21 protein-coding genes are annotated in these 22,550 nt (G+C 71.1%); 4 read left to right on the forward strand and 17 right to left on the reverse strand.

Annotation, left to right across the window (positions count from 1 at the left end; translation table 11 throughout):
- Nucleotides 1-15 precede the first annotated feature (15 nt).
- Entirely contained in the window at nt 16-1,068 is a 1,053-nt protein-coding gene (locus LAJ50_RS18580) for a uroporphyrinogen-III C-methyltransferase (RefSeq protein WP_224096388.1), read from the forward strand.
- Nucleotides 1,065-2,327 (forward strand): heme biosynthesis HemY N-terminal domain-containing protein, encoded by a 1,263-nt coding sequence (locus LAJ50_RS18585; RefSeq protein WP_343227914.1) that lies wholly within the window; start codon nt 1,065-1,067, stop codon nt 2,325-2,327. The genes LAJ50_RS18580 and LAJ50_RS18585 overlap by 4 nt, the downstream gene beginning before the upstream one ends.
- Before the next feature lie 3 nt (nt 2,328-2,330).
- Here the strand turns inward: LAJ50_RS18585 and LAJ50_RS18590 are convergent, their stop codons facing one another.
- From LAJ50_RS18590 to LAJ50_RS18600, 3 genes are all read right to left on the reverse strand, one after another.
- The gene (locus LAJ50_RS18590) at nt 2,331-3,194 is read right to left on the reverse strand and encodes a DUF4349 domain-containing protein (protein ID WP_171044709.1); all 864 of its coding nucleotides are present in this window, start codon (nt 3,192-3,194) and stop codon (nt 2,331-2,333) included.
- 210 nt (nt 3,195-3,404) lie between these two features.
- A complete protein-coding gene (locus LAJ50_RS18595; RefSeq protein ID WP_224096389.1) occupies nt 3,405-4,622 on the reverse strand; it encodes an MFS transporter in 1,218 nt (405 codons plus the stop codon).
- A 371-nt stretch (nt 4,623-4,993) separates the two neighbouring features.
- Nucleotides 4,994-6,274, reverse strand: a complete 1,281-nt coding sequence (locus LAJ50_RS18600; protein WP_138654688.1) for an acetyl-CoA C-acetyltransferase — start codon at nt 6,272-6,274, stop codon at nt 4,994-4,996.
- A gap of 211 nt (nt 6,275-6,485) precedes the next feature.
- Between LAJ50_RS18600 and LAJ50_RS18605 the strand changes: the two genes are divergently transcribed.
- Nucleotides 6,486-7,370, forward strand: a complete 885-nt coding sequence (locus LAJ50_RS18605) for a hypothetical protein (protein WP_138654686.1) — start codon at nt 6,486-6,488, stop codon at nt 7,368-7,370.
- 105 nt (nt 7,371-7,475) lie between these two features.
- Here the strand turns inward: LAJ50_RS18605 and LAJ50_RS18610 are convergent, their stop codons facing one another.
- The 7 genes from LAJ50_RS18610 to glnA all read right to left on the reverse strand — a co-directional run bounded on the left by LAJ50_RS18610 (nt 7,476) and on the right by glnA (nt 14,975).
- Nucleotides 7,476-8,105 (reverse strand): superoxide dismutase family protein, encoded by a 630-nt coding sequence (locus tag LAJ50_RS18610; protein WP_138654685.1) that lies wholly within the window; start codon nt 8,103-8,105, stop codon nt 7,476-7,478.
- Between the two features lie 51 nt (nt 8,106-8,156).
- Nucleotides 8,157-8,744 carry a superoxide dismutase family protein gene (locus LAJ50_RS18615; protein ID WP_138654683.1) on the reverse strand — a complete coding sequence of 196 codons (588 nt, stop codon included), beginning with the start codon at nt 8,742-8,744 and terminating at the stop codon, nt 8,157-8,159.
- Between the two features lie 112 nt (nt 8,745-8,856).
- Nucleotides 8,857-10,281: a nitrogen regulation protein NR(I) gene (gene ntrC, locus LAJ50_RS18620; protein WP_138654681.1), complete on the reverse strand. Its 1,425-nt coding sequence runs from the start codon at nt 10,279-10,281 to the stop codon at nt 8,857-8,859.
- Nucleotides 10,271-11,374: an ATP-binding protein gene (locus LAJ50_RS18625; protein WP_130552817.1), complete on the reverse strand. Its 1,104-nt coding sequence runs from the start codon at nt 11,372-11,374 to the stop codon at nt 10,271-10,273. The genes ntrC and LAJ50_RS18625 overlap by 11 nt, the downstream gene beginning before the upstream one ends.
- 38 nt (nt 11,375-11,412) lie before the next feature.
- Nucleotides 11,413-12,870: an ammonium transporter gene (gene amt, locus LAJ50_RS18630; protein ID WP_138654679.1), complete on the reverse strand. Its 1,458-nt coding sequence runs from the start codon at nt 12,868-12,870 to the stop codon at nt 11,413-11,415.
- A 21-nt stretch (nt 12,871-12,891) separates the two neighbouring features.
- Entirely contained in the window at nt 12,892-13,230 is a 339-nt protein-coding gene (locus tag LAJ50_RS18635; protein WP_130552815.1) for a P-II family nitrogen regulator, read from the reverse strand.
- 335 nt (nt 13,231-13,565) lie between these two features.
- Nucleotides 13,566-14,975 carry a type I glutamate--ammonia ligase gene (gene glnA, locus LAJ50_RS18640; RefSeq protein WP_130552814.1) on the reverse strand — a complete coding sequence of 470 codons (1,410 nt, stop codon included), beginning with the start codon at nt 14,973-14,975 and terminating at the stop codon, nt 13,566-13,568.
- Between the two features lie 223 nt (nt 14,976-15,198).
- On the opposite strand from glnA, the gene LAJ50_RS18645 reads away from it, so the two are divergent.
- Entirely contained in the window at nt 15,199-15,993 is a 795-nt protein-coding gene (locus LAJ50_RS18645) for an undecaprenyl-diphosphate phosphatase (protein ID WP_138654677.1), read from the forward strand.
- Between the two features lie 416 nt (nt 15,994-16,409).
- Here LAJ50_RS18645 and LAJ50_RS18650 read toward each other — a convergent pair whose 3' ends face one another.
- The 7 genes from LAJ50_RS18650 to LAJ50_RS18680 all read right to left on the reverse strand — a co-directional run bounded on the left by LAJ50_RS18650 (nt 16,410) and on the right by LAJ50_RS18680 (nt 22,542).
- Nucleotides 16,410-17,024 (reverse strand): YbhB/YbcL family Raf kinase inhibitor-like protein, encoded by a 615-nt coding sequence (locus LAJ50_RS18650; protein ID WP_138654675.1) that lies wholly within the window; start codon nt 17,022-17,024, stop codon nt 16,410-16,412.
- A gap of 58 nt (nt 17,025-17,082) precedes the next feature.
- The gene (locus LAJ50_RS18655) at nt 17,083-18,111 is read right to left on the reverse strand and encodes an alpha/beta fold hydrolase (RefSeq protein ID WP_138654692.1); all 1,029 of its coding nucleotides are present in this window, start codon (nt 18,109-18,111) and stop codon (nt 17,083-17,085) included.
- Nucleotides 18,112-18,143: 32 nt separating this feature from the next.
- Entirely contained in the window at nt 18,144-18,938 is a 795-nt protein-coding gene (locus tag LAJ50_RS18660) for a lysophospholipid acyltransferase family protein (protein WP_138654673.1), read from the reverse strand.
- Nucleotides 18,939-19,015: 77 nt separating this feature from the next.
- Entirely contained in the window at nt 19,016-19,447 is a 432-nt protein-coding gene (locus LAJ50_RS18665) for a hotdog fold thioesterase (protein ID WP_138654671.1), read from the reverse strand.
- A 28-nt stretch (nt 19,448-19,475) separates the two neighbouring features.
- The gene (locus LAJ50_RS18670; RefSeq protein ID WP_224096390.1) at nt 19,476-21,485 is read right to left on the reverse strand and encodes a phospholipase D family protein; all 2,010 of its coding nucleotides are present in this window, start codon (nt 21,483-21,485) and stop codon (nt 19,476-19,478) included.
- Nucleotides 21,482-22,075, reverse strand: coding sequence for a YceI family protein (locus LAJ50_RS18675; protein ID WP_224096391.1), 594 nt, complete (start codon nt 22,073-22,075; stop codon nt 21,482-21,484). Before LAJ50_RS18675 ends, LAJ50_RS18670 begins: the two co-directional genes overlap by 4 nt.
- Complete coding sequence (locus LAJ50_RS18680; protein ID WP_138654669.1) at nt 22,066-22,542, reverse strand: histidine phosphatase family protein; 477 nt, start codon at nt 22,540-22,542, stop codon at nt 22,066-22,068. The genes LAJ50_RS18675 and LAJ50_RS18680 overlap by 10 nt, the downstream gene beginning before the upstream one ends.
- Nucleotides 22,543-22,550 lie beyond the last annotated feature (8 nt).

Here is a 22,550-nt window from a genome sequence, read left to right on the forward strand (position 1 = left end):
TGTTGGAGTGCCCCCTTGAACGATGCCATCGCCAGCGCCGAGTCCGAGCCGCGCCCGCGCCGCCGCATCTGGCCAGCCCTGATCGCGCTGCTGCTGATCGCCGCACTGGCGGCGGGCGGCTGGTACGGCTGGCAGCAATGGCAGGGCCGGCGCAGCGCACAGGAGGATCAGCTCCAGCGCCAGCTGGCCGCACTGGACCAGCGCATCGACGCCCTGCGCGGCGATGCCCGCGCCCAGAGCGAACGCATCCAGGACGCGGCCGCCACCAACCGCGTGCTGCGCGATGAAATGCTCGGCCTGAGCCAGCGCGGCGCGCTGCTGGAAGACACCGTGGCCAAGCTCGCCGATTCCACCCGCCAGGGCGCCGCCGCGCTGCGCCTGGACCAGACCGAGCTGGAACTGCACCTGGCCGCCCAGCGCCTGACCATCGCCGGCGACCTGCCCGGCGCGCAGCAGGCCTATGCCCTGGCCGCCGACACCCTGGCCGGCCTGGACGACCCGCGCGTGCTCAACCTCAAGCAGTCGCTGGAACAGGAGCGCGCCGCGGTCCTGCGCCTGGGCGCAGGACCGAAGGCCCAGGCCCTGCAGCGGCTCGATGCCGCCAGCGCCGCGCTGGCCCAGCTGCCGCGTCAGGTGCCCGTGGATCCGGCCACGCGCCCGGCCTGGCAGCGCGTGCTCGCCCCACTGGTGGATGTGCGGCCCAGCGGCGCGCGCGTGGCGGTGGTCCCGGCCCAGCGCGCCGCCTTCGACAACGCTCTGCAGCTGGAACTCACCCTGGCCCGCGCCGCCGCCGAGCGTCACGATGCCGCCGGGTTCCGCGCCGCGGTGCTGCGCGCCGCCGGCTGGGTGCCACGGCTGTGGCCGGCCACCCCGCAGGCCAGCGCGCTGGAGCGCCAGCTGCGCCAGATCGCGGCCCTGCCGCTGCAGCCGCAGATCCCCGAACTGGGCAGCACCCTGGCCCAGCTGCAGGCCCAGCGCGGCAAGGCGACCGGCGCCACGCCATGGCCGGCAACGCCTCCGTCCCCGTCCGCGCCCGCCGCGCAGGCCCCCACGGAGGGCACGCCATGAAGACCCTGCGCATCGTCGTGGTCCTGCTGGTCCTGGTCGCCCTGGGCGTGATCGGCGCGCAGTGGCTGGCGCGCGAGGACATCCGCGACTGGGGCGAAGTGTTCGTGCGCGTGGGCGGCTACGACGTCACCGCCACGGTGCCGGGCGCGATCCTGGCGCTGATCGTCGCCGCGCTGGTGCTGTGGATCGTCTGGACCCTGCTGGCCCTGCCCTTCCGCGCCTGGGGCCGGCATCGCCGCAAGCGCGCCCGCGCGCAGCTGATCGAGGGCCTGGAAGCCGTCCAGCACGGCCACTGGCTGCGCGCCGAGAAGCTGCTGGACCGCGCCGCGCAGGACCCCGAGGTCGGCACCGCCGCGCGCATCGCCGCCGTGCGCGCCGCCCGGGCCCGCGGCGACGCCGCTGCCCTGGAGCGCCACCTGCAGGCCCTGGCCCAGCGCGATGCCACCGCCCACGCCCTGCTGCTGGCCGAGGACGCGCTGGCCGCCGACATGCCGGCCCAGGCGCTGGTCGCCCTGGACGCGCCCGGCGCCCAGCCGCTGCCGCCGCGCGGCCTGGCCCTGCGCGCGCAGGCCCTGGCCGAGGTGGGCCGCGCCGGCGACGCCTGGGGCCTGCTCGGCCCGCTGCGCCAGCACAAGGCGCTGTCGCCCCCCGACTACGCCCTGCTCGAAACGCGCCTGGCCGCGCGTGCGCTGGAGCAGGCCGGCGACGCCAACGCCCTGGCCGAGCGCTGGGAGCTGGTTCCCAAGCCGCTGCGCACCGAACGCGCGGTGGTCGCCGCCTACGCCACCCGCGCCGCCGCCCTGCGCTGGGACGACGCGGCCACCCATGCCCTGGAGCACGCGCTGGACAGCCGCTGGGACGAGGATCTGATCGCCCTCTACGGCCGCCTGCCGGTCGGCAAGCTCGATTCGCGCCGGGCCAGCGCCCAGCGCTGGCTGCAGGCTCATTCCGACAGCCCGGCGCTGCTGCTGACCCTGGCGCGGCTGGCGCGCCAGCAAGGGCAGTGGCCGCAGGCGCAGGAGTTCCTGCACCGCGCCCTGGCCCAGGGCGGCGGCGCCGAAGCCTGGGAGGAGCTGGGCCACGGCTACGCCGCCGCCGGCGAGGACCTGCTTGCCCGCCGCAGCTACGCCAATGCCCTGGCTGCCCAGCGCGGCGAACTGCCCGCCACCGAACCCGATCGCGACCTGCGCCAGCAGATCCACGACCAGGCCGTCACCGAGACCCGCGACGAACACGGCCTGCCGCGCCTGCGCGAGTGACGCTTAGCGGGCGTCGCGCCGACCGCGGCGCAGCAGGAACGCGCCCAGTGCCAAGCAGATCAGCGCGAACCACAAGGGCCACAGCGTGGCCAATCGCAGTGCCAGCACCTGCAGGCCTTCCCAGCCGCCCCTGAGCGACTGCGCCAGGCGCCAGCCGAAGGAAGGCGTGTGCTCGCGCAGCGCCGCCTGCAGGTCGGGCAGTTCGGTCCGGCGCAGCAGGGCGGGCTGATACAGCGAAAGGGTCAGCGTGCTGAAGGCGATGCGGTCCTCGATCCGACGCTGCTCGACCAGCGCCTCGTCGCGCGATGCCCGCGCCTGGTTTCGCGCCGCGATCACCTCGGCGATGTGGTCCGCGCGACCCGTGCGCGCGCTGGCCGCACCGAGTTCCTGCTGCGCCTGTTCCTCGCGCTGCCGGGCCAGCGCCTGGGCGAGCAGGTCGAACTGCACATCGTTTGCCTCGACGCTGCGCGCATCGAGGAACTCGATCTGGCTGGCCAGGGCGCGCAGCAGCGCCTGGGTCCGTTCGCTGGGCACACGCACGGTCAAGCGGCCCTCCACGATGTACTCGGTCAGTTCCAGCCTGCGTGCGTGCGCGATCGAACGCGTCCGCGTGTCGAGCACGCGCGCTTGGATCTGGTTGCCGGTCACGAAGCCCTGCTGTTGCGCCACGAGGTCTTCGATCGCCAGCGCGGCGGCATAGGTGTCGCGCACACAGAAGCGCGCGTTCGCCGTCCTGACGAACCTGCGCTGCCCATCCGAGTAGGTCAGCGCCGCGGAAACGAGCTGCGCGGCGGGGGCCATCGTCGGCTTGGCGGCTTCCATCTGCACCGCCTCCGTGCCGTTGCCGTCCGCATACGCGTCGCGCATCACCGCCGGTGCCGCGGGCGCGGCTCCTGAAGGGGACTCGGCGGATTGGGCTTCAGCCGTGCCCGGCGCGGGTCCGGGTTGCGGTGAGCGCGCGCATCCGGCCAGGACCGCGCCGAGCGCCAGGGTCGTCATGGTCAGTGTCCACCTGCACGTCATCGCCACGTCTCCGCTCAAGGTGCGATGGCAAACGCACCGAGGGAGCGGACGGGGTTAGCGCGGCACAGGGCGCGGCCTGCGCGCCAGCAGCGCGCTGGTCGCAGCGGCAGTCAGCGCGGCGCAACCGGCCAGCAGGTAGATCGCGCCGAAGCGCCAGGCCAGCGCGAGCGCGCCCGCCAGCGGGCCGGTGATCGCCAGCGCCAGGTCCAGGAACAGCGAGTACAAGCCCAGCGCGGTGCCACGGTTGCTGTCGCTGACCCGGCGCACCGCTTCCAGGCCCAGCGACGGGAACACCAGGGCGAAGCCCGCGCCGGTGATCGCCGCGCCCACCGCGGCCAGGGCCGGCAGCGGCGCCAGCCAGATGCACAGCAGGCCGGCGGCCTCCACGCAGAGCGACACCATCGCCACGCGGTAGCCACCATGCCGGTCGATCGCCCGCGGAAAGACCAGCCGCACCGACACGAAGGTCGCCCCCAGCAGCGTCATCGCCAGCGCCGCGTGCGGCCAGCCGCGCTGGGCGTAGTACAGCGCGATGAAGGCGGTGATCGCGCCGAACCCCACCGACGCCAGCCCCAGGCATAGCCCGAACGGCAGGACCCGCGCCAGCACGCGGCGGGCCGGGATGCGCTCGCCCGGCACCGGCCGCACGCCGCGGCGCGGCACCACGCAGGCCAGCGCGGCCAGCGCCAGCACGACGGTCAGCCCGCCCAGCGCGGCCAGGCCGAAGCGCTGCCCCAGGGCGACGCCGACCGGGGCCGCCAGGGCCAGCGCGCCGTAGGTGGTGACGCCGTTCCACGAGATCACCCGGCCGGTATGGACCGCACCGACCGCGCCGATCCCCCAGATGATCGTGGCGGTGGTGATCAGGCTTTCGCCGCAGCCCAGCAGCAGGCGCCCGGCGAACAGCACCGCCAGGCTGGCCGCCGGCCAGGCCACCATCAGCGCGGCGGCCGCAGTGCAGGCGCCCGCCAGCGCGCACGCGCCCAGGCCCAGCAGCACCGAGACCTTGGGCCCGCGCCGATCGCACAGGCGTCCGGCGACGGTGCGGCTGAGCAGGGTGGCCGCGTACTGCAGGCTCACCGCCAGGCCGGCCATCACCGTGCCGTAGCCCAGCGTGGTGTGGACGAAGCCCGGCACCACGGCCAGCGGCAGGCCGACGCAGAAATAGCCGACGAAGTTGAACACCACGACGCTCAGCACGCGGCGGGTGAGGCGCGAGGGCGCCGCGGCAGCGGCGCTTGCAGGCGTGAGGGCAGCGGATGAATCGTCCAAGGCGATACGCGACGGTCCGCGCAAGGTCATGCGCGCGCCGGCAAACGGGGGAGGCCTGGACATGATGCGCTTTGCAGCGGGTCCACGCCGCACCGGCCTTGCCGAATTCCAGTCAGCGGCGCGTGGCCTGCCCTGCGGGCACTGTCACGCGCCGCGCGGCAATAGTCAGAGGCCTGGTTGCGCTTCAGCCTGGTTGCGCTTCAGCCTGGTTGCGCTTCAGCTTGAGGCTTCTTCTGCTCGGTGGGAGACGCCATGGCGGCGCGGGGGCTCTCCCGGGAAAGCCGCATCGCCGCCATGGCGGCTACCGCGACAGCGGCAACGAGCACCCGCGATTTTCTTAGTGCTGGGTCGGTTGAGCCGACCGCGGCCGCTCAGCGCTCGACGATCGCGACCACACCCATGCCGCCGGCAGTGCAGATGGACACCAGCGCGCGGCCGCCGCCGCGCTGGGCCAGCTCCTTGGCCACCGTGCCGATGATGCGCGCGCCGGTGGCGGCGAAGGGATGACCCGCGGCCAGCGAGGAACCATTGGGGTTGATCTTCTCCGGATCGATGCGACCCATCGGACCGGGCAGGCCAAGGCGATGGGTGCAGTACTCCTCGCTCTCCCACGCGCGCAGCGTGCACAGCACCTGCGCGGCGAAGGCCTCGTGGATCTCGTAGATGTCGAAGTCCTGCAGGCTCAGGCCATGGCGCGCCAGCATCTGCGGCACGGCCACGGTCGGCGCCATCAGCAGGCCCTCGCCGTGGACGAAATCCACCGCCGCGGTCTGCACGTCCTTCAGATAGGCCAGCGGCGTGTGGCCATGCGCGGCCGCCCATTCGTCGCTGGACAGCAGCACCGCCGCGGCGCCGTCGGTCAGCGGCGTGGAGTTGGCGGCGGTCAGCGTGCCGCGGCCGGAGGTCTTGTCGAAGGCGGGTTTCAGCGTGGCCAGCTTCTCCAGCGAGGTGTCCGGACGCAGGATGTTGTCGCGGCTCACCCCGCGGAAGGGCACGATCAGATCGTCGAAGAAGCCGCGCTCGTACGCGGCGGCCAGCTTCTTGTGCGAGGACACCGCCCAGGCGTCCTGCGAGTCGCGCGAGATGTTCCACTCCTTGGCCATGTCCTCGCAGTGCTCGCCCATCGACTTGCCGGTGCGCGGCTCGCCCACGCCCGGGAACTCGGGCTTGAGCTCGGAAAAGCGGAAGCCCCTGAGCAGGGCGCGGGCCTTGTCCTTGGGCGTCTTGGCGCGGTTGACCTCGAGCAGGCGCGCGCGCAGCTTCTTGCCGTAGACGATCGGCACGTCCGAGGTCGTATCCGAGCCGCCGCCGATGCCCGCGTCGATCTGCCCCAGTGCGATCTTGTTGCCGATGTGGGCGATGCTGTCCAGGCTGGTGCCGCAGGCGCGCTGCAGGGTGATGCCCGGCGTCAGCGGCGACAGGCCCGAGGACAGCGCGGCCTCGCGGCCCAGGTTCCAGTCGCTGGAGTGCTTGATCACCGCCCCCATGGCCACCTCGCCCAGAGTCTGCCCATGCAGGCCGAAGCGCTCGACCAGCGCGCCCAGCGTACGCACCGACATGCCCAGGTTGCCGACATCCGCGTAGGCGGTGTTCTGGCGGCAGAAGGGGATGCGGACGCCGCCGAGGATGGCGACGGGACGAGCGACTGGCATGGGAAGACCTCGGTGGACGGCCATGTTCAAGGGGGACCCGCACATGCGCAGGCGTATGGAGGAAGTGTAGCGGCGTCGTTCGACGCCTGTCATCGATCGTCCACGACCTTCCCTGCTGCGCCGTGAATGACGCGTGCGCGTGCATCGTGTCGCGGCGGTCACCCGGCCGGTGGCTAGAATGCCGGCAGATCGTCCTGACTCGCCGTTCTTCATGACCCACCCCAACGAAACCGCGCAGGTGATGGGCCTGATCGCACTGGAACTGGCCGGCGGCGCACCGCCGCGGCAGGCGGCGCTGCCGCAGGCCGAGGCCGGCGCGCTGGCCGAGAAGATCGCCCGCGATCTGGCCGGCCTGGTGCCGCAGGTCACCACGCTGGAGCTGACCCTGGCCGCGGCGCACTTCGACCCCGCCGAGGCGCTGCGCCCGGGCTGGCCGCTGCATCGGCGCCTGGACGAGCTGCGCCAGCGCGCCCCGGGGCGCGACCAGGGCCCGCGCGTGATCGCCTTCGGCGCCGCCAGCGACGGCCAGGTGCCGATGCCGTTCCAGGCCGACCCGGACCTGACCGGCGGCGCGCTGCGGGTCCTGCCGTTCCTGCTCAGCGGCACTCCGGAGGACGTCGATGCCGTCGGCGAGGCGCTGGAGGAGGTGCTGATCGAGCGCGGCATGGCCGGCGCCGATACCGCCCTGCAGCTGCAGGACGGGCTTGGCGCGAAGGTGGAGCACGTGCGCTTCATGACCCTGCACGACCTCGCCGCGATGATGGCGCTGCAGTACCAGCACCAGCACCTGGAAGGCCTGTGGCCGCTGATCGAGACCGCGCTGCTGGCCCCGGACGAGGAGCAGTGGCTCGACGCCCCGCCCGAGCCGCTGCTGCGCTACGCCGATGGGCAGGTGCAGATGGCCCTGCTCGACGCGGCCACGTGGAAGGCGCGCAACACGCCGGGGACCGACGAGCCCGAGCGCCTGGCCCGCGCCTACGAGCACTACCTGATGCGCAAGCGCCAGCTCGCCGCGGTGCTCGAGGCGCACGGCATCCCCGTCACCTACGTGCACTGTCCGGGCGAAGGCGACCTCTGCGCGCATCTGCGTAGCTGACGGCGACCACGTCGCACCCTCGGACAAGAAGAAGGCGCCCATCGGGCGCCTTCTTCTTGGCAGGCATCGCGGGCGCACGCATGGCGCGGCCCGCGATGGGCTTCCTCACATCGCGGCCGGGGCCGCTTCGATCACGCCGCAGGCCAGGCGGCCGCCGGCGTCGCCCGTCGGCTGGGTTTTGTAGTCGTCCGGCTTCTCGTGGACGATCACGCCCTTGCCGACGATGTCGTACTTGTCGCCCTTGCCGATGTCGGTATTGGCCGAGAGCATCTGGTCGATGGTCACGTTGCCCTGCGCATCGGCGGTGATGTTGTTGCTGTCGCCGGCGTGATGGGTCGGCGCGGTCACCTGGCCGTGGTCCACGCCGTCGGGATTGAAGTGGCCGCCGGCGCTGCTGCCGTCCGGCGCGCTGCAGTCGCCCTTCTCATGGATGTGGAAGCCGTGTTCGCCCGGGGTCAGCCCGGTCAGCGTGCCGGTGACGTGGACGCCGCCTTCCATCGCCATGAAGGTCAGCTCGCCGGCGACCTTGTTGCCCGCGGTCGGCTTGAGCGTGGCCTTGGCCGAGGCCGTCGCGGTGGTGGCCGGCGTGCTGGGCGGCGGCGTGTTTTCGGCCGGGGCCGCGCTGGCCGCCGGATCGCTCACCGGGGCGGGCGCGCCTTCGGGTTCGGGCTTGTTGCACGCGGCCAGGGCCAGCACGGTGGCAGCGCACAGCAGGGTCTGGGTCAGTCGCTTCATCGGAACGCTCCTCGTCTTGCTTCTAGGAAATGCGCGCCGGGAGGCACGCGATCAGCGGATCGCCTGGATCACGCCACAGGCCACCCGCGCACCGGACTTGCCCGCCGGCTGGGTGGCGTAGTCGTCGGGGTCTGCATGCACCACCAGCGCGCGGCCAAGGATGTCGTTCGGCGCGCCGCCGCCCAGCGTGACCTCGCCCAGGCGCGTATCGACGCGGGCCACGCCCTCCAGGTCGGAGGTGAGGTTATCCATGTCGCCGGCATGGTGGGCGCCGATCTTGGCGTTGCCGTGCGGCTGGTGGGTGGGATTGAAATGGCCGCCGGCGCTGCTGGCATCCACCGCGCTGCAGTCGCCGAACTCGTGCACGTGGAAGCCGAAGCGCCCCGACGGCGGCAGGCCGCCGATGGTGCCGGCGATGCGCACGCCGCCGGCCACCGGGCTCAGCATCAGCTTGCCGCTGACGAGGCTGGCCGAGGCCGAACGCATGATCGCCTGCGCCTCGCGCACCGTGGCCGGGGGAGGCACCACGACCGGCGGCGCCGGCTTGGGCGCGGGCGCGGTGCTGCAGGCCGTGAGGACCAGCAGCCCGCCCGAGGCGAGCGCCGGCAGGAGCAGGCGATGGAAGCGGCGGTGGTGCATCGGTCGGGCACGCTATCGACGACGGCGTTCAGTTGCAATGAAGTTTGCAGTCACGGCGCGTTGCGACGCGCTGACCATCGCGTCATCGCGCGCGCATGCGCCACCGCGCTCGTCAGCCGCGGCGGCGCCCGGAGCCCAGCTTGCGCGTGATCGTGTTGCGGCCCACGCCCAGGCGCGCGGCGGCATCGGCGCGGCGGCCGTTGGTGAACTGCAGCGCCGCCTCCAGCAGCGCGCGGTCCAGCCGCGTGCGCGCCTCGGCATGCAGCCCGTCGGCACCCTCGGCCAGGCGCGCGCGCGCCCATTGCCCGAGCAGCGCGTCCCAGTCGGCGGCGTCGCGCGTGGGCGCGCGCGCGGTGTGCGGCAGGGCCTGTTCGACATCGCCTACGGTGATGGTGTCCGAGGGTGCCAGTGCAGCCAGGCGCCAGCAGACGTTTTCCAGTTCGCGCACGTTGCCGGGCCAGTCGTGTGCGCGCAGCGCCTCGCGCGCCGACGGCGCCACGCGCTTGGCCGGCATGCCCAGCTTGGCGCAGGCCTGGGCCAGGAAGTTCTCGGCCAGGCGCGAGACGTCGCCGCGGCGCTCGCGCAGCGGCGGCAGCTGCAGGCGGACCACGTCCAGGCGATGCAGCAGGTCGGCGCGGAAGCGGCCGGCCTGCACCAGGCCTTCCAGGTCCTGGTGGGTGGCGGCGATCACGCGCACGTCCACGCGGATCAGCTCGCGCCCGCCGACACGGAAGAACTCGCCCTCGGCCAGCACGCGCAGCAGGCGCGTCTGCAGCGGCAGCGGCATGTCGCCGATCTCGTCCAGGAACAGCGTGCCGCCATCGGCCTGCTCGAAGCGGCCGATATGCCGCCGCTGCGCACCGGTGAACGCGCCGGCCTCGTGGCCGAACAGTTCGCTCTCCAGCAGCTCGGCCGGAATGGCCGCGGTGTTGAGCGCCACGAACGGCTTGCGCGTGCGCGGGGACTCGTTGTGCAGGGCACGCGCGACCAGTTCCTTGCCGGTGCCGGTCTCGCCGGTGACCAGCACCGACAGCGGTGCCTGCGCCAGGCGGCCGATCGCACGGAACAGCGCGCGCATGGCGGGGGTGTCGCCGATCAGTTCGGGCGTGCCATTGGCCGCCTCCGCCGCCGGCTCGGCGACGGCGTCCTCGCTGGGCTCCAGGCTGGGCAGCGCGCGCGCGGCCAGGGCCACCGCGTCGTCCAGGTCGAAGGGTTTGGACAGGAACTCCTGCGCGCCGCCGCGGAAGGCGCCAGCGGTGCTGGCCACGTCGGTGTAGGCCGACATCACGATCACCGGCAGACTCGGATGCGCGTGCTTGAGGCGGTCCAGCAGCTTGAGGCCATCGTCGCCGGGCATGCGCACGTCGGTGAACAGCAGGTCCGGCACGCCGCGCGTGCCCAGGGCCTGCAGGGCCGAGGCCGCGCTGTCGAAGCCATCGACGTCGTAACCGGCATCGCGCAGCGCGGTCGCCAGGACGAAGCGGACCGAACGGTCGTCGTCGACGACCCAGATACGCTGGCTTTCCTCAGTGGGCATGACGGCCCTCCTCGCCGGCATCGCGCGATTGCGGCAGCAACAGGGTGAAGACGGTGTGGCCCGGGCGCGAGCGGAAGCCCAGTGAGCCGCGGTGCTCGCGCGCCACCTGCTGGGCCAGCGCCAGGCCCAGGCCGCTGCCTTCGGCGCGGCCGGAGACCAGCGGCAGGAACAGGTGCTCGGCCAGCTCTTCGGGCACGCCGCGGCCATCGTCGATGATCTCCAGCCGCAGCGCGCGCGCATGCAGCTGGTCGTGGATGCGCAGGCCATGCTCGACCCGGGTGCGCAGGGTGATCAGGCCGGCGCCGGCCTGCATCGCATTGCCGACCAGGTTCCAGACCGCCTGGGTCAGGCGGTCGGCGTCGCCGTGCAGTTCCGGCAGGCTGGGGTCGTAATCGCGCTGCAGGCGGCCGCTCCAGGCGCCTTCGGCCTCGGCCAGGCGCAGCACGCGCTCGAGCACGGCATGGATGTTGAGCGCGGCGTGCGGGCGCTGCGAGGCCGGCGACAGCAGCCGGTCCAGCAGGGCATTGAGCCGCTCGGCCTCCGACTCGATCAGGCCGATGAGGGCGCGCTCGTCCTCGTTGTCCGCACGGTTCTGTGCGCGACGCGACAGCAGCTGGGCGGCGCCTTTCAGGCCGGCCAGCGGGTTGCGCAGTTCATGGGCCAGGCCGCGCAGGGCGGCGGCCAGCGCGCTGGGCATGGCCTGGGCCGGGTCCAGCGCGGGGAAGTCGTCGACCGGATGGGCCTCCAGCAGCCAGCCCCCGCGCTCGGCACGGGACAGCCAGCCCTCGGCGAAGCGCGCGGTCTCGCCGGGGAAGCCCAGCGCGACCCGGTGCAGTCGCAGCAGGTCGCGGTCGGTATTGTCGAGAAAGCGGGCCATGGCATCGCCGTCCATTTCCAGTGCGGCCAGGGGGCGCCCCACGAAGCGACGCTGGCTGACGCCCAGCCAGCGCGCAAAGGCGGAATTGACGCCAAGGACGGTGCCGGCGGCGTCGGCCCAGGCCACCGGAGTGCTCAGCGCATCCGGGGCGGGAACATCGGTCACAGGTCTTTCCGGGAGTTCGGGAACGGGATCTGTGGCGTCCGACGGCGGCATTGCACCATCTTAGTGCAATGCCGCCCCCGGTGTTTCGATCAGGTCTCGTAGGCCGATTCGCCGTGCGAGGTGATGTCCAGACCCTCGCGCTCGGCCTCTTCGCTCACGCGCAGGCCGAAGACCAGCTTGGCGATCAGGAAGGCGACCACGGACACCACGCCGATCCACACCACGGTGATGGCCACGCCGGTGGCCTGCACGGCGACCTGGTGGCCCATGGTCACGCCCTCGGCATAGCCCGCGCCGCCCAGGGCCTTGTCGGTGAACACGCCGGTGAGGATCGCGCCGACGATGCCGCCCACGCCGTGCACGCCGAACACGTCCAGCGTGTCGTCGGCGCCCAGCAGCTTCTTCAGCCCGGTCACGCCCCACACGCAGATCACGCCGGCAGCCGCGCCGATGGCGATCGCGCCGAACGGACCGACAGTGCCCGCGGCCGGGGTGATGCCGACCAAGCCGGCGACCATGCCCGAGGCCACGCCCAGCGCCGAGGACTTGCCCTTGAACAGCTTCTCCACCAGCGACCACGCCAGCACGGCCGCGGCGGTGGCCAGCAGGGTGTTGAGGAAGGCCAGCGCGGCGGTGGCATTGGCTTCCAGCGCCGAGCCGGCGTTGAACCCGAACCAGCCCACCCACAGCAGCGAGGCGCCGGTGAAGGTCAGGGTCACGTTATGCGGCTTGAGCGCCTGCTGGCCGAAACCCAGGCGCTTGCCGACGAAGTACGAACCCACAAGGCCGGCGATACCCGCGTTGATGTGGACCACGGTGCCACCGGCAAAGTCCAGCGCGCCCTTGCCGAACAGGTAGCCCGGCGCGGACCACACCATGTGCGCCAGCGGCAGGTAGCCGAAGGTGAACCACAGGACGACGAACAGCAGCACCGCGGCGAACTTCACGCGCTCGGCGAAGGCGCCGACGATCAGCGCGCCGGTGATGCCGGCGAAGGTCAGCTGGAAGGCGACGAAGACGTATTCGGGCAGCTTGAAGCCCTTGGAGAAGGTGTCGGCCAGGGTCGTGGTGTCCACGCCGCCCAGCAGCGCCTTGCCCAGCGTGCCGATGAACGGGCCGCCGTCCGCGAAGGCCAGGCTGTAGCCGTAGAGCACCCACAGGATCGCGATCAGCGAGAACACCACGCCGACCTGGATCAGCACCGAGAGCACGTTCTTGGCGCGCACCATGCCGCCGTAGAACAGCGCCAGGCCCGGGACCACCATCATCAGCACCAGCAGCGTGGAGGTCAGCATCCACGCCACGTCGCCCTTGTCCACGACGGGGGCGGCGGCCTCGGGCGCCGCTTCCGCGGCGGCGGGCGCGGCGGCCGGTTCCGGCGCGGCTTCGGCCGGGACGGAGGCGGCGGGGGTTTCGGTGGCGGCAGGCGGGGTGGCCTCCTGCGCGGCCAGATCGAACACGGTGCCCGCGGTCAGCATGCCCAGGGCCGCGACCACGCACAGCAGCTGCAGACGGGTCTTCAACCCGGAGAGCAGACGAGTCTTCATGGGGGTTCTCTCCGAGTTGGGTTAGAGCGCGTCAGCGCCGACTTCGCCGGTGCGGATGCGGATGACCTGGTCGATCGTGGTCACGAAGATCTTGCCGTCGCCGATCTTGCCGGTGCCGGCGGCCTGCTGGATGGCCTCGATGACCGCCTCCAGGCGCTCGTCGGTGACGACCGTTTCGATCTTGATCTTCGGCAGGAAATCGACGACGTACTCGGCGCCGCGATACAGCTCGGTGTGGCCCTTCTGGCGGCCGAAGCCCTTCACTTCCGTGACGGTGATGCCCGAGACACCTGTCTGCGACAGCGCCTCCCGGACCTCGTCCAGCTTGAACGGGCGGATGATGGCGGTGATCAGTTTCATGCACATTCCCCGATGGTGGATGGAACGCCCGGCGCGAGGCCGGACGAGGTTGCTGCGCGATAAGTCGAACCAGAGGTGGCGCCGGCATCGGGCCGGCGCCACGGCAAGGCACCCAAGGGCCGCGTCGGGCGCGCGGGGCAAGGACCCGTGCGTACGACGTGGGAGGGAGGGCGTGCGGCCCATGGGCGCCTTCGATGACGCGTCCCCGGCACTGCAAGGTCACGGCCGCCCCGGTGTGGCATCGCCGCTTCCGTCGGCCGTGGACCGGAAGCGCGGGTGAGGTGCAGCGATGGCGGCGGGTGGGAGGGGGGACCCACCGCCATCGCCGCGTTTGCTCAGTTGGCGTAGTACAGCTGGTACTCGAGCGGATGGGTCGCCGCGCGGAACTTGGTGACTTCCTGCATCTTCAGGTCGATGTAGCCATCGATCAGGTCGTCGGAGAACACGTCGCCGGCCTTGAGGAACTCGCGGTCGGCGTCCAGCGCGGCCAGCGCCTGGTCCAGCGAGGAGCAGACCTGCGGGATCAGCTTCTCCTCTTCCGGCGGCAGGTCGTAGAGGTCCTTGTCCGAGGCCGCGCCCGGGTCGATCTGGTTCTTGATGCCGTCCAGGCCGGCCATCATCAGCGCGGTGAAGGTCAGGTAGCCGGACTGCAGCGGATCGGGGAAGCGCATCTCGATACGGCGCGCCTTCGGGCTGTTGACCCACGGAATGCGGCACGAGGCCGAGCGGTTGCGCGCCGAGTAGGCCAGCATCACCGGCGCCTCGAAGCCCGGAACCAGGCGCTTGTAGCTGTTGGTGCCCGAGTTGGAGAAGGCGTTGATCGCCTTGGCGTGCTTGAAGATGCCGCCGATGTACCACAGCGCCAGCTGCGACAGGCCGCCGTAGCCGTCGCCGGCGAACAGGTTGGTGCCGCCCTTGGCCAGCGACTGGTGCACGTGCATGCCGCTGCCGTTGTCGCCGACGATCGGCTTGGGCATGAAGGTGGCGGTCTTGCCGTTGCGGAAGGCGACGTTCTTGACGATGTACTTGAGCATCAGCAGCTCGTCGGCCTTCTTGACCAGCGTGTTGAACTTGGTGCCGATCTCGCACTGACCCGCGGTGGCCACCTCATGGTGGTGGACTTCGGTCTCGATGCCGACCTGCTCGAGGGTCTTGACCATCTCGGCGCGGATGTCGTGCAGCGAGTCGGTCGGCGGGACGGGGAAATAGCCGCCCTTCACGCCCGGACGGTAGCCGCTGTTGCCGCCTTCGTACTTGGCCGCGCTGTTCCAGGCCGCCTCTTCCGAATCGATCTTGAAGAAGGTGTTGCCCATCTCGTTGGCGAAGCGCACCGAGTCGAAGATGAAGAACTCGGGCTCGGGACCGAAGAACGCCAGATCGGCGATGCCCGAGGACTGCAGATAGGCCTCGGCGCGCTTGGCCACGCCGCGCGGGCAGCGCGCGTACGAGGTCATGGTCGCCGGGTCCAGCACGTCGCAGGTCAGATTGATGGTCGGATCGGCGTAGAACGGATCCAGGTACGCCGTGTCGGCGTCCGGCATCAGGACCATGTCCGACTCGTTGATGCCCTTCCAGCCGGCGATGGAGCTGCCGTCGAACATCTTGCCTTCCTCGAACAGGCTGGGCTCGACGATGCTCGCCGGGAAGGTCACGTGCTGCTGCACCCCGCGCAGGTCAACGAAACGCAGGTCGACGAACTCCGCCTTGGAGTCCTTGATCAGCTTTTCGACTTTGTCGACGGACATCTTTGCTCCTCGAAATCGGTGTTGAGGTGGAATGTGTGACCGTCTTATCGCAAACGCTGTGCCAACCGGGACGCCCCGCTAAGTGGCTGTTTTCTCTACATTCCCTTCACGCGGAGCACCATGCGGATGCACTTTAAAGGTGCAAAAGCACGTATTTGCACCATGAACGTGCAAACGTGAATGGTCGTATGCTTCCGCGTCCCCCGTCGCACCGCCCTGTCCCATGTCCGAACTCCTGGCCGCGCTGCTGCTCGGCATCCTCGAAGGCCTGACTGAATTCCTGCCCATCTCCAGCACCGGGCACCTGCTGATCGCCCAGCACTGGCTGCCGCGGCAGACCGACTTCTTCAACATCATCATCCAGGCCGGCGCGATCATCGCGGTGGTGCTGGTGTTCCGGCAGCGGCTGGTGAGCCTGGCGCTGGGCTGGCGCGATCCGGTGCAGCGCGATTACCTGTTCAAGCTCGGCACGGCCTTCCTGGTCACCGCGGTGGTCGGCCTGGTGGTGCGCAAGCTGGGCTGGGCGCTGCCCGAGACAGTGACGCCGGTGGCCTGGGCGCTGATCATCGGCGGCATCTGGATGATCGTGGCCGAACGCCTGGCCGAACGCCAGGGCGACAATCCCAACGTGACCTGGACGGTGGCGTTGCTGGTCGGCCTGGCGCAGGTGGTGGCCGGCGTGTTCCCCGGCACCTCGCGCTCGGCCGCGGCGATCTTCATCGCCATGCTGGCCGGCACCAGCCGGCGCGCGTCGGCGACCGAATTCGCCTTCCTAGTCGGCATCCCGACCATGTTCGCCGCCAGCGGCTACACCTTCCTGGAGCTGGCCAAGGACGGACAGCTGGGCCAGGTCGACTGGACAGCGGTGGCCGTGGCCTTCCTGGCCGCGGCCGTCACCGGCTTCATCGTGGTGCGCTGGCTGCTGGGCTTCATCAAGTCGCACCGCTACACCGGCTTTGCGGTGTATCGCATCGTGCTGGGCGTGGCCCTGCTGCTGTTCCTGCCCGGCGGCGCCTGAGCCGCGGCAACCACTGAAACGAAGAGCCCGCGCGATGCGCGGGCTTTTTTTCTTGCCGGAACGCATCACCCAGATCGGTCGATGACATGCGCGCTGAAGCTTGAGCTCGCTTCGCCGACCAGCCTCGACCCCTCCCCATCCCTCCCCTGCGCTGCGCGCAAGGGAGGGGGCCTCAAGTCGATGCCCTCCTGTCACCGATCGCGCTGCGCGCATCGACGAGGGTCCCGAACGATTGGGCAAACCGAAGTCCCTGTGAGCTGACGCGCGAGGCAGCGGGCCGGCGGGCGGTGGCCGCGCCGAGCGAGGCAGGAAGCCGAGCGCCCGAGTCAGGGCAGGATGCCCTGATCGAGGGGAAAGCGGCCGCCGCCCGCCGGACCGCTGCCCATCCGAAGCCGCAACGCGCCGACGCCGGGAACTCAGCCAGCCAGCTTGGGGTTAAGCGTGTAAGTACCGACCCACTCGGCCTGCCCCAGCACATGGCCCTCGATCGCCTTCAGCACGTCCTGTCCGGTGAACGCGCCCTCCACCGGCACGCGTTCGAGGTCCAGCGCGTACAACTGGAAATGGTAGTGATGCAGGCGCGCATCGTTGTACGGCGGATAAGGCCCGTCGTAGCCGAAATACTGCCCGGCCAGCTGCGCATTGCCCTCGAAATAGCCCGTGTAGTCGTTCAACCCCTGGCGCGCGCCGGACGGACCTTCTGGCGCGCGCTTGCCGCCGGCCACGAAGCCATCGGCGCAGCTGCCCGCCGCCAGCGCCTGCACCTGGGCCGGGATGTCGACCATCACCCAGTGATAGAAATCCTGGCGCGGCTGGTCGGCCGGCACCTCCATGTCGTCGCGGTTGGTGGTCTCCGGCACCGTCGGCACATCCGGATCGACCACGAGCAGCGCGAAACTGCGGGTGCCGGCCGGCGCCTGCTCCCAGGCCAGGTGCGGATTGCGGTCGGGCGCGAAGCCCTTGGCATCGCCGCCGGCGAACTCGGCCGGGATCGGGGCGCCGTTGGCGAAACTGTCGCTATGGATGCGCATGGCAAGTCTCCGTATCGAAGGGAAGCAGGAAGACGGCGCGCCGGGCGCGGCGCGGACGCTAGTCGCGGGTGAGCCGATCGGTCACCCAGCGCTCGCCGAACCCGTCGCAGTGCGCGTTCTCGATGAAGCCGCAGTGCCCACCCCAGCGCGCCACCTCCAGCGCCACGCTGGCCGGCAGCTGCCAGCGGGCGAAGTCGGCGAAGGGAATCACCGGATCGTCCTGGGCCATGAGGATGTGCGCCGGGATGGTCATCTCGGCCAGCCGGTCGCCGGCGATGGAATAGCCGTCCAGGTAGTTCTCCAGCGTGCCGAAGTCGGTCTCGTGCTCGACCATCCAGCGGGTCAGCTCGCGCACGTTCAACGACAGCACCGCGTCGTCGTAGACGTGCCGCTCGGGGAACAGCTGGCGCTTGATCTCCAGCGAATGGCGCCACTTGCGCTGGAAATACCAGTGGTACAGCGGCAGGCCCTGCTCCATCCCGGTCAGCGTGGACTGCGGATCCAGCACCGGGCACACCGCGGCCACGGCCTTGAGCGGCAACCCGAAGGCCGGCGCGCGCAGCGCCAGGCGCAGCGCGAAGTTCCCGCCCAGCGAATAGCCGGCCGCGACCATCGGCCGCGACGGGAACCGCTGCGCCACGTCGCAGGCCGCATGCAGCACCTCGGGCAGCAGGCAGGAGTGGAAGATGTCCTCGTTGAGGTGGTGGGTCTGGCCGTGGTCGCGGAAGTTCAGCCGCACCACCTCGTAGCCGGCCTCCAGCAGGCTGGCGGCGGTCATGCGCATGTAGCTGGATTCCGAACTGCCTTCCCAGCCGTGCAGCAGCAGCGCCAGACCGCGCACCTCCATGCCCGGCACGATGCTGTGCCAGCCCTGCAGGCGCACGCCGGCGCCGCCGTCGAAGATGTGCTCGGTGCTGACCGCGCCCATGGCCTGCAGCCGGCGCAGGCCGCGCCGGCGACGCAGGTCGCTCGAACTCAGGATCGACTGCAGGTGCGCGTTGCGCAGCCAGCGCGGCGGCGCATAGCTGCTGGCGCTGACCGGCGCCTGGCCCACGTCGGACTGCGCCGGCGCCAGCGAGGCGCCCATCAGTCCCGCGCGTGCGCCGAAGCCCAGCATGCTCAGGCCTCCATGGCCGCGACGATGCGCGCCCGGGCGGTCTCGGCGATCTGGCGACGTCCCTGCACCTGGTCGGGGAAGATGGGTTCGAGGAAGCAGATATCGGCCACGCGCGAAGGCTCGCCCAACAGGCGTAGAAAATTCGCGAAGAAGCTCTCTTTGGCGCCGAATGCCACGATTTGCTGCGCATCGCCACGGACCCCGTAGCGCAGCGCGACCGGCTGCACCGGCACCCCTGCCTCGACCGCCGGCTGGAAGATGCGCGCGTGGAACGGACCGATCTCGCTGCCGTCGCGGGTGCGGCCTTCCGGGAACACCGCCACGGGGCGGCCCTGCTGCAGCCGTTCCAGCATCGCCTCCATCACCCCGCCCAGCGACTCGGTGCTGCCGCGCTGGTGGAAGATGGTTTCCCCCCGCTGCGCCAGCCAGCCCACCACCGGCCAGCCGCGGATCTCCTGCTTGGCCACGAAGCCGACCATGCGCTGGCTGTGCACCATCTCGATGTCCACCCAGCTGACGTGGTTGGAGACGAACATCACCGCCCCGTCCAGCGGCGTGCCGCTGCGGCGCAGGCGGAACCCGAAGATGCGCATCAGCCCGGCCGACCAGTGCTCGACGAAGAACTGCTTGACCGTGCGCCCGCGCAGGGGCAGGCCCGCCCACAGCGGCACCATGGTCAACAGCAGCAGCGGCAGCATGACCAGCACGTGGACCAGCAGCAGCGGCGTGCGGAGCAGATAGCGGAAGGCGCGGCCGGCACCGGGTGCTGCGGGCGCCAGAGAGGGGGACTGACTCATCCGGGCAAGATACCGGATGGGTCCGGGGCCGGCTACAACAGCGCGCCGGAAGCAGCGTTGCGCCTGGCTGGCGCGGCTTAGATGCCCGGCTTGGGCACCACCGCCAGGGTCAGGCGCGAGACACAGACCGGCTTGCCACGTTCGTTCTCGATACGGATGTCCCAGACCTGGGTGCTGCGGCCGATGTGGATCGCGCGCGCTGTGCCCGTGACCGTGCCGGCGCGCTCGCCGCGGATGTGGTTGGCGTTGATCTCCAGGCCGACCACGGCGTGCCGCTCGGGATCGAGCACGCTCAGGCCGCCGGCCAGGCTGCCCAGCGTCTCGGCCAGCACGACCGACGCGCCACCGTGCAGCAGGCCGAACGGCTGATGGGTATGCGCGGCGACCGGCATGGTGCCGCGCAGCCAGTCCGGCCCGGCCTCGGTGATGACGATGCCCAGGTGGCCGACCAGGTTGCCGGCCGACATGGCGTTGAGCGCGTCGATGTCGACGGGGACGCGAAAGGTCATGAACGGTGTCCTTCGAAGTACGGAAGTCTCAGAGGATCGGCACCAGGCCGGCGCCGAAGGCGATCAGGATGCGCGCATACAGCCGCTTGGGCCCGATGCTGACCTCGGGGAAGTCGCCCACCGACTTGTAGCAGGCATGGAACATCGGGTCCTTGACCGACAGCGGGCCGGTGCACTGCTCGCTGGGCACGAACTCGTAGCTGGTGGCGTACCGCCAGGGCCAGATGTCGAACACCGGCAGCGCCGAGGACACCTTGTCCAGGCTGTAGTTGATCCCCGAGAACACGCCGGGCTTGGGCCGTGGCGCGATCACCCAGGAATTCTCCGGCTCGATGTCGCGGCGGATGCTCTGCTCCAGCTGCTGGGCGAAGGCGCGGTTGGGGATCACCACCACCGCCTCGGTGTTGTAGTCGAGCGAACGTGGGTCGAAGTTGTGCGTGCCGATCACCGCGATGCCGCCGTCGATCACCATCGACTTGGCGTGCAGGCCCATGCGCACACCGGCGCGCTTGAGCGGCAGCGGGTCGCTGTGCGGACCCTTGCTCAGGAAGGACGGCCGGCTCTCGGCGCGCTGCAGGCGCCGGTCCACGCGGTTGCGTTCGCGCGCGCGGCGCGCGGCGCGGTCCTCCTGCTCGTCGCGGTCCACCATGCCGAAGGGCCGGCTGCCGGGCATCGAGGTGCGGATGGCGGTGCTGCGCGGCGCGTCCTGCTCGGGCATGGGCGCCGGCTGCTGCCCGGGCAGGGCCACCGGGGGCACCGGCAGCAGCGTGGCCACGTCCACCGGCGCATCGGCCGGGAACGGCTTGTACTCGTAGAGCTGGAAGCCCAGCTCGCGCAGGTACATGCGCTTGTACTTGGCCGACACCGAATACACGATCGGGTTGTCGGTGGCCGCCAGGCTGTTGGTGGACACCACCACCGCCGGCGGCACCGGCCGCTTGCGCAGGTCCTTGAAGAACCGCTTGGCCTGCTTGGACATGATCAGGTACGGGGTCTGCATCAGGATCTCGTCCTGTGCACGGGTCAGCAGCGTGCCCAGTTCCCAGTCCGAGGGCGCGGCGGTCTCCGGGTCGTCGGCGCGATGCTTGCGCGGGGTATCGGCCACGTAGGCGACCGTGCCCACCTCCAGCGCGCGGTCGACCAGGCGCTGCTGGATCACTTCCGGATCGCTGGCGTCGGCGTCCATGTCGGCGACCCGGTCTGGCCGCTTGAACGCCACCGGCGGCATCGCCGGCACGCCCTTGTCCAGCAGCGTGCGGCCGACATCGTTGAGCCGCTCGGCCGGGATGCTGCGCGGCGCTTCCCAGAACTGGTCGAAGCTGCGCGCCATGTCCGCACCCTCCGGGCCCGCGATCAGCACGTCGCGGTCGCGGAAGTTGTATTCCGAATCCCAGTCGTAATAGTCGTCCTGGTAGTTGCGCCCGCCGGTGATGCCGACCGCGTCGTCCACCAGCAGCAGCTTGGTGTGCATGCGCTGGTTGAAGCGGCGGAAGCAGCACAGCACGCTGGCGGCGTAGTCCAGGTAGCCCGGCACGGCCTGGTTGAAGGTCGGGTTGTAGATGCGCAGGGCGAAGTTGCGGTGCGCGCCGGACAGCGCCGCCAGCATGTCCAGGTCGGGGATGGCGGTGAGCTGGTCGATCAGCACCCGCACCCGCACGCCGCGGCGCGCGGCGGCCAGCAGTTCGTCCAGCACCAGCCGCGCGCTGTCGTCGGTATCGAAGATGTAGGTCTGCACGTCGATGCTGCGGCGCGCGGCGCGGATCAGGTTGAGCCGCGCCAGCAGCGAATCCTCGCCGCGGTCCAGCAGCAGCGCGTAATGGCGCGGCACCTGGGCGGTGGAGTCGGCGCGCGCCCTGTCGGCCAGATCGCGCAGCGGCGAAGGCTCGGCGCAGGCGTTGGCGGCCTGGCAATCGATCACCTGCGAGCGCGCGTCCTGTGCGATCTGCACCGCGCGCGCGTGCTGGGCCTGGGACAGGCTGGCGCAACCGCTGCCCAGCAGGGACAGCAGCAGGGCGAAGGCCCCCAACAGCTTCCTCAAGGTTTGAGCTCCCGCTCGGGTGCCTGCACGCGCGCGCGCAGCAGGAACTGCACCTTGTCGCTCAGCGCCAGCCGGAAGCCATCCATGTCGTAGTCGCTGCGGCGCACCTCGCCGGACAGCACCACGTCGCAGTCCACGCCAGGGCGCGCGCAGGACTCGGGCGTGACCGTCAGGGTCTCCGGGCGGCGGATGCCGCGGATCACCAGCTCACCCTCGAGCTGGCCGCCGCCTTTGAGCACCGTACTGTCGTAGGGATAGGACACGAACACCACTTCCGGCCATTTCTCCGCATCGAAGAACGCGCTGCCGCGCGCCCACTGCGCATAGCGCGTATGGTCGCCGATCTGCACGTCGGCGGTGTACATGTGCAGGGTCACCTGGTGGCGCCCGTCGGGCAGCACGTGCACCACCCCGTCATAGCGCGGGAAGTTGCCTTCCAGGGTCTGGCCCCAGCGCGTGGACAGGGCGAAGCCCAGCCGGGTGTGCTGCTTGTCCAGCGGCATGGTGCGCGACTGGGCGACGGCGGCGGTGCAGAGGGTCAGCCCGGCGCCGAGGCAGAACCGGATCCAGGCCTTCGCCTTCACGGCCACCAGAACGCCGACAGGGTCGCCGCGCCCGGTTCGATCGGGCCATCCTCGGCGAAGCCCAGGACCACCACCGAGCCGGTGGGCATGCCGCGGTAATCGCTGGTGCTGCCGCTGTGCAGCAGCGCGGCCAGCTGCTCCAGGCCGGGGTTGTGGCCCAGCAGCAGCAGGCGATCGACGTCGCGATGGGCGTCGGCCAGACCGATCAGGGTGCCGGCGGTGGCCTCGTAGATGGCCTGTTCCAGCCGCTGTTCGACATAGCCGGTAGCGGCCAGGACCGCCTCGAGCGTCTCGCGGGTGCGCCGCGCCGGCGAACACAGCACGCGGTCGGGGATCAGGCGCTGGTCCTTGATCCAGCGGCCGGCCGCCTCGGCCTCGGCCTGGCCGTGCGGGGCCAGCGGGCGGTCGAAATCGGACTGGCCAGGCAGGGCCGGCTCGGCATGGGCATGGCGCAGGAGGATGAGTTCACGCATGGGACGAC

The organism is Pseudoxanthomonas sp. X-1, from assembly GCF_020042665.1.
Classification (GTDB): Bacteria; Pseudomonadota; Gammaproteobacteria; order Xanthomonadales; family Xanthomonadaceae; genus Pseudoxanthomonas_A; species Pseudoxanthomonas_A spadix_A.